This is a genomic window from Streptomyces sp. NRRL B-24085 (assembly GCF_001282115.1).
Classification (GTDB): Bacteria; Actinomycetota; Actinomycetes; order Streptomycetales; family Streptomycetaceae; genus Streptomyces.
The window spans coordinates 1-5,168 of sequence record NZ_LJBR01000421.1 but is presented as its reverse complement, the minus strand read 5'-3'; the positions used below and the strand labels follow the sequence as shown (position 1 = coordinate 5,168).

The following is a 5,168-nucleotide window of genomic DNA, read 5'->3' as shown; positions in this document are numbered from 1 at the left end:
CCCGGGCGCCCTCGCCCCCGACGCCGTCGTCGCCGACGCCATCAAGGTCGTCGCCGGCAGCGGCCGGCCGGCGTGCGTCGTGGAGCACGGACGCTGCCTCGGCGTCGTCGACCACGAGCGCCTGCTCGGTGTGGTCGCCGGAACGGAGCTCCCCGGGGGAGCCTCCGGAACGGAGCTCCGCAAGGAGGCGGTCTGATGGCCACCGTCACCGCGTCCACGCCCCGCGCCCTGCCCACCGGTCTGCTCAAGCACCGCGCGGTCCACAAGCTCCTGCTCATCGCCCTCGCCGCCGCGATCCTCGTCCCCCTCGCCAACGCCCGGTGGGCCAGTGGCAGTTGGCCCAGCGCCCTCACCGTCGACCTCACCAAGCCGCTCGGCAGCGCCAGCGACTGGATCATCGACAACCGTGACAGCCACCCGCTGTTCCTCTACGGCTTCGGCTACGTCAGCAACGCGGTCGTGATCTCCGTACGCGCCGTCTACCTCGTCCTGCTCGGCGCCGGCTGGGCCGGTGTCACCGCGCTCGGCGCCCTCGTGGCCTGGCGCGTGGCCGGCGTCCGGCTCGCCCTCGGCACCACGGCGGCGTTCCTCGCCTGCGGACTGCTCGGCATGTGGGTCCCCACCATGCAGACCCTCGCCCTGATGGTCGTCGCCGTACTCGCCTCGGTCGTCGTCGGCGTCCTGCTGGGTCTCGCCGCCGGACTCTCCCGCCGCATGGACAAGGTCCTGCGCCCGGTCCTGGACACCATGCAGGTCATGCCCGCCTACGCCTACCTCCTCCCGGTGGTCCTGGTCTTCGGCATGGGCGTGCCCGCCGCCGTCCTCGCCACCGTCGTCTACGCCGCTCCGCCCATGGCTCGCCTCACCGCGCTCGGCCTCCAGGGCGCCGACAAGGAGGTTCTGGAGGCGGTCGAGTCGCTCGGCACCACCGCCCGCCAGCGGCTGCTGACCGCTCGCATCCCGCTGGCCCGCAAGGAACTCATGCTGGGCCTCAACCAGACGATCATGATGGCCCTGTCGATGGCCGTCATCGCCTCCGTGATCGGGGCCGCCGGTCTCGGTGACCGCGTCTACCAGGCGCTGGCCTCCGTCGACGTGGGCGCCGCCCTCGCCGCCGGCATCCCCATCGTGCTGCTGGCCGTCGTCCTCGACCGCGTCACCGGCGCGGCGGGCGACGACAGTGCTGGACAGGGACGCGCGGGACACGGGCGCGCGGGATGGGCGTACGCCCTCGCCGGGACCGTCGTCGTGGCGGTCGCCGGACGGCTGCTGGGCCGCCTCGACTGGCCCGACGCCTGGACCCTGAACATCGCCGAACCCGTCAACCGGGCCGTCGACTGGATGACGGCCCACCTGTACTCCGGCGTCCCCGTCGTCGGCGGCACCGCCGACTGGGCGGGCCACTTCACCACCTGGGTCCTCGACCCCATCCGCAGCGGGCTCCAGGGGCTGCCCTGGTGGTCCGTGCTGCTCGTCGTCGCCACCCTCGCCTGGCTGATCGGCACCTGGCGCACCGCCCTCACCGCGGTCCTCGCCATGGCCGCGATCGGCGTCCTCGGCGTGTGGACACCCGCGCTGGACACCCTGTCGCAGGTCCTGGCGGCCGTCGCCGTCACCCTCGTCCTCGGCTTCGCGACCGCCGTCGCGGCGGCCCGCAGCGACCGCGTCGAACGCCTGCTGCGGCCCGTCCTGGACGTCTTCCAGACCATGCCGCAGTTCGTGTACCTGATCCCGGTCGTCGCCCTGTTCGGCGTCGGCCGCGCGCCCGCCGCCGCCGCGGCCGTCGTCTACGCGCTGCCCGCCGTCGTCCGCATCACCACCCAGGGCCTGCGCCAGGTCGACCCGGCCGCCATGGAGTCCTCCCGTTCGCTCGGCGCCACGAAGTGGCAGCAGTTGCGGCAGGTCCAGCTCCCGCTCGCGCGGCCCGCGCTGCTGCTCGCCGTCAACCAGGGCGTGGTCCTCGTCCTCGCCGTCGTCGTCATCGGCGGTCTGGTCGGCGGAGGCGCGCTCGGCTACGACACCGTCTTCGGCCTGGCCCAGGGCGACCTCGCCACCGGCCTGGTCGCGGGCGCCGCCATCGTCTGCCTCGGCCTGATGCTCGACCGGGTCACACAGCCGACGGAACGCCGCTCGGGGAAGGGAGCCTGACATGCGTGTACGTGCGATCGCGGGCGTCGGCGCCCTGCTGCTCCTCACCGGCTGCGGCGCCGCCGACATGACCAAGCAGGCCTCGCCCTTCGCCAACGCCCAGGGCGCCAGGTCGGTGACCCTGTCCGTGCAGTCCTGGGTCGGCGCACAGGCCAACGTGGCCGTCGCCCAGTACCTCCTGGAGCACAAGCTCGGCTACCGCGTCGACACCGTCCAGGTCGACGAGGTGCCCGCCTGGGACGCCCTCAGCCAGGGCCGCGTCGACGCCATCCTGGAGGACTGGGGCCACCCCGAGCAGGAACAGCGGTACGTCAAGGACAAGAAGACCATCACGCCGGGCGGCGGACTCGGCGTGACCGGACACATCGGCTGGTACGTCCCGACGTACTTCGCCAAGCAGCACCCGGACGTCACCGACTGGAAGAACCTCAACAAGTACGCCTCGCAACTGCGCACCGCGGAGAGCGGAGGCAAGGGCCAGCTGATGGACGGCTCGCCGTCCTACGTCACCAACGACAAGGCCCTGGTGAAGAACCTCAAGCTGGACTACCAGGTGGTCTTCGCCGGCTCGGAGGCCGCGCAGATCACCCAGATCCGGCAGTTCGCCAAGGAGAAGAAGCCCTTCCTGACCTACTGGTACGCCCCCCAGTGGCTGTTCGAGAAGGTCCCGATGACCGAGGTGAAGCTGCCCGCCTACAAGGAGGGCTGCGACGCGGACCCGGCGAAGGTCGCCTGCGCCTATCCGCACACCCCGCTCCAGAAGTACCTCAACACGGACTTCGCCAAGTCCGGCGGCAGAGCGGCGGCCTTCCTGAAGAAGTTCAAGTGGACGACCGAGGACCAGAACCAGGTCTCCCTGATGATCGCCGACCAGAAGCTGACGCCCGAGGAGGCGGCGAAGAAGTGGGTGGACAGCCACGAGTCCACGTGGAAGGCGTGGCTGTCCTGATCACCGGTTCCGAAGTCCGGCGGCCATGTCCTTGAGCGCCAGGGCAGCCCGGCGCTGGAGGCCCGGCCCGAACGTGACGCGCGTGGCCCCGAGTTCACCGAGCGCGGTGGGCGAGGGGCCCTCGCCGTCCAGCTTCCCGAGCACGTTCAGCGGGCCCTGGATCCCCGACCGCAGCAACGGCAGCACCTCCACCGGGGCACCGATCGGATAGACGCAGTCGGCACCCGCGGCGACGTACAGCGCGGCCCGCGCGATGGCCTGCTCGGGGTCACCGTCGCCGCGGACGAACGTGTCCACGCGGGCGTTGACGAAGAGCCGGTCGCCGGCCGCGTGCCGCACCTCGGCCAGCCGGTCGGCGTGCCGGTGCGGGTCGTTGAGGGCGCCGTTCTCGGAGTCCTCCAGGTTGCAGCCCACGGCCCCCGCCTCCAGCAGCCGCTCCACCAGTTCCTTCGATTCGAGGCCGTACCCGCCCTCGACGTCCGCCGACACCGGGATGTCCACGGCCCGGCAGACGCGGGCCACCGCGGCGAACATCTCGTCGGCCGGTGTGTGCCCGTCCTGGTGGCCGAGCGCGGCCGCGATCCCCGCGCTGGGCGTGGCGAGCGCCGGGAACCCGGCCTCCTCGCACACCCGGGCGCTGACCGCGTCCCAGGGGCCGGGCAGGACCAGGGGATCGCCCGGCAGCCGGTTCCGGTGCAGGGCACGGAAGACGTCCACACCGCTCATGACCGGTGACCCCCCGGCGGGATCCGGCGCGTCACCATCATCCGGTTCCAGTTGTTGATGGCGACGACCAGAGCGATGAGATGGGCGAGCCGGACCTCGTCGAAGTGCCGGGCGGCGGTGGCGTGCACGTCGTCCGGCACGAAGCCGTCGGTGAGAACGGTGACGGCCTCCGTCAGCGCGAGCGCGGCCCGCTCCCGCTCGTCGAAGACGCCCTCGGCCTCCTCCCAGGAGGCGAGCAGGTCGAGCTGTTTCTCGCTCACCCCGTGCTCGCGGGCGATGGCCAGATGCATGTCCAGGCAGAACGCGCAGTGGTTGAGCTGCGAGGCGCGGATGACGACCAGTTCGGCGAGGGCCGGGTCGCCGAGCCCCTGTTTCGCGGCGGCGCTGAGCGCGGACAGGGCCCGGCCGACGTCGCGGTCGAGGACGTCCGTACGGCTCACTGGTGCTGCCCGGCCTCGTAGTGGCCCGGGACCATCCGGCACGTCACACCGAACCGGTTCCACGCGTTGATCACCGTGATCGCGGCGATCAACTGGGCCAGTTCGGCCTCCTCGAAGTGCTTGGCGGCGTGGTCGTACACCTCGTCCGGCACGAAGCCGTCGGTCAGGACGGTGACGGCGTCGGTCAGTGCGAGGGCCGCGACCTCCTTCTCCGTGTAGAAGTGCTTCGACTCCTCCCACGCGCCGAGCTGGATGACCCGCTCCACGCTCTCACCGGCCGCGAGGGCGTCCTTGGAGTGCATGTCGAGGCAGAACGCGCAGTGGTTGAGCTGCGAGGCGCGGATCTTCACCAGCTCCAGCAGCCGCGGGTCCACACCCCGGCGGGCGGCGGTGTCGAGGCGGAGCATCGCCTTGTAGACCTCGGGGGCGTGCTGGGCCCAGGACAGACGGGGCGTGTGCTCGGGGGCGTAACGGACGGTTTCCTCTGTGGTCATGACTCGACCCTAGGAGCCGGGCAGCCCAAGGGTATGGTCCACTTCCATGGCGAAACCGCGGGCCACTTCCGGCATCGACCTGCATCTGGAACCCACCGGAGGGGGTGTCCGGCGCGGCCTCACCGACGCCCTGCGCGAGGCCGTGCGCACCGGCCGCCTCGCCCCCGGCACCCGGCTGCCCTCCTCCCGCGCCCTCGCCACCGACCTGGGCATCGCCCGCAACACCGTCGCCGACGCCTACGCCGACCTGGTCGCCGAGGGCTGGCTCACCGCCCGCCAGGGCTCGGGCACGCGCGTCTCCGACCGCACGGTCGTCCCGCCTGCCGGGGCCGCCGGGGCCGCCGGGGTCGTCGGGGTCCCCAGGGCCGTCGGAGCCGTGGTGGCCGCACCCCGCCCCCGTCTCTTCTGGGC

General features: G+C 72.3%; 6 protein-coding genes and 1 pseudogene. 4 read left to right on the top strand and 3 right to left on the bottom strand.

All coding sequences use genetic code 11. The annotated features are described in order from the left end of the window. The 3 genes and pseudogenes from AOJ26_RS35370 to AOJ26_RS35360 form a co-directional block, all read left to right on the top strand. Positions 1-196: pseudogene (locus tag AOJ26_RS35370) on the top strand (glycine/betaine ABC transporter ATP-binding protein); the annotation flags it as partial. Then, complete coding sequence (locus AOJ26_RS35365) at positions 196-2,148, top strand: ABC transporter permease (protein ID WP_053852457.1); 1,953 nt, start codon at positions 196-198, stop codon at positions 2,146-2,148. The pseudogene AOJ26_RS35370 and the gene AOJ26_RS35365, both read left to right, overlap by 1 nt. Before the next feature lies 1 nt (position 2,149). Continuing rightward, positions 2,150-3,097: an ABC transporter substrate-binding protein gene (locus AOJ26_RS35360; RefSeq protein WP_053852456.1), complete on the top strand. Its 948-nt coding sequence runs from the start codon at positions 2,150-2,152 to the stop codon at positions 3,095-3,097. On the opposite strand, the gene AOJ26_RS35355 is transcribed toward AOJ26_RS35360, so the two are convergent. Genes AOJ26_RS35355 through AOJ26_RS35345 form a run of 3 tightly spaced genes read right to left on the bottom strand, consistent with a single transcriptional unit; the run spans position 3,098 to position 4,757 of the window. Beyond that, positions 3,098-3,823, bottom strand: a complete 726-nt coding sequence (locus AOJ26_RS35355) for an isocitrate lyase/PEP mutase family protein (protein WP_053852455.1) — start codon at positions 3,821-3,823, stop codon at positions 3,098-3,100. Further along, a complete protein-coding gene (locus AOJ26_RS35350; RefSeq protein WP_053852454.1) occupies positions 3,820-4,263 on the bottom strand; it encodes a carboxymuconolactone decarboxylase family protein in 444 nt (147 codons plus the stop codon). Before AOJ26_RS35350 ends, AOJ26_RS35355 begins: the two co-directional genes overlap by 4 nt. After that, a complete protein-coding gene (locus AOJ26_RS35345) occupies positions 4,260-4,757 on the bottom strand; it encodes a carboxymuconolactone decarboxylase family protein (protein WP_053852453.1) in 498 nt (165 codons plus the stop codon). The genes AOJ26_RS35350 and AOJ26_RS35345 overlap by 4 nt, the downstream gene beginning before the upstream one ends. Before the next feature lie 46 nt (positions 4,758-4,803). Here AOJ26_RS35345 and AOJ26_RS35340 point away from each other — a divergent pair. Continuing rightward, positions 4,804-5,168 (top strand): GntR family transcriptional regulator (locus AOJ26_RS35340; protein WP_234358756.1); only part of this gene is annotated, 365 nt, incomplete at its 3' end.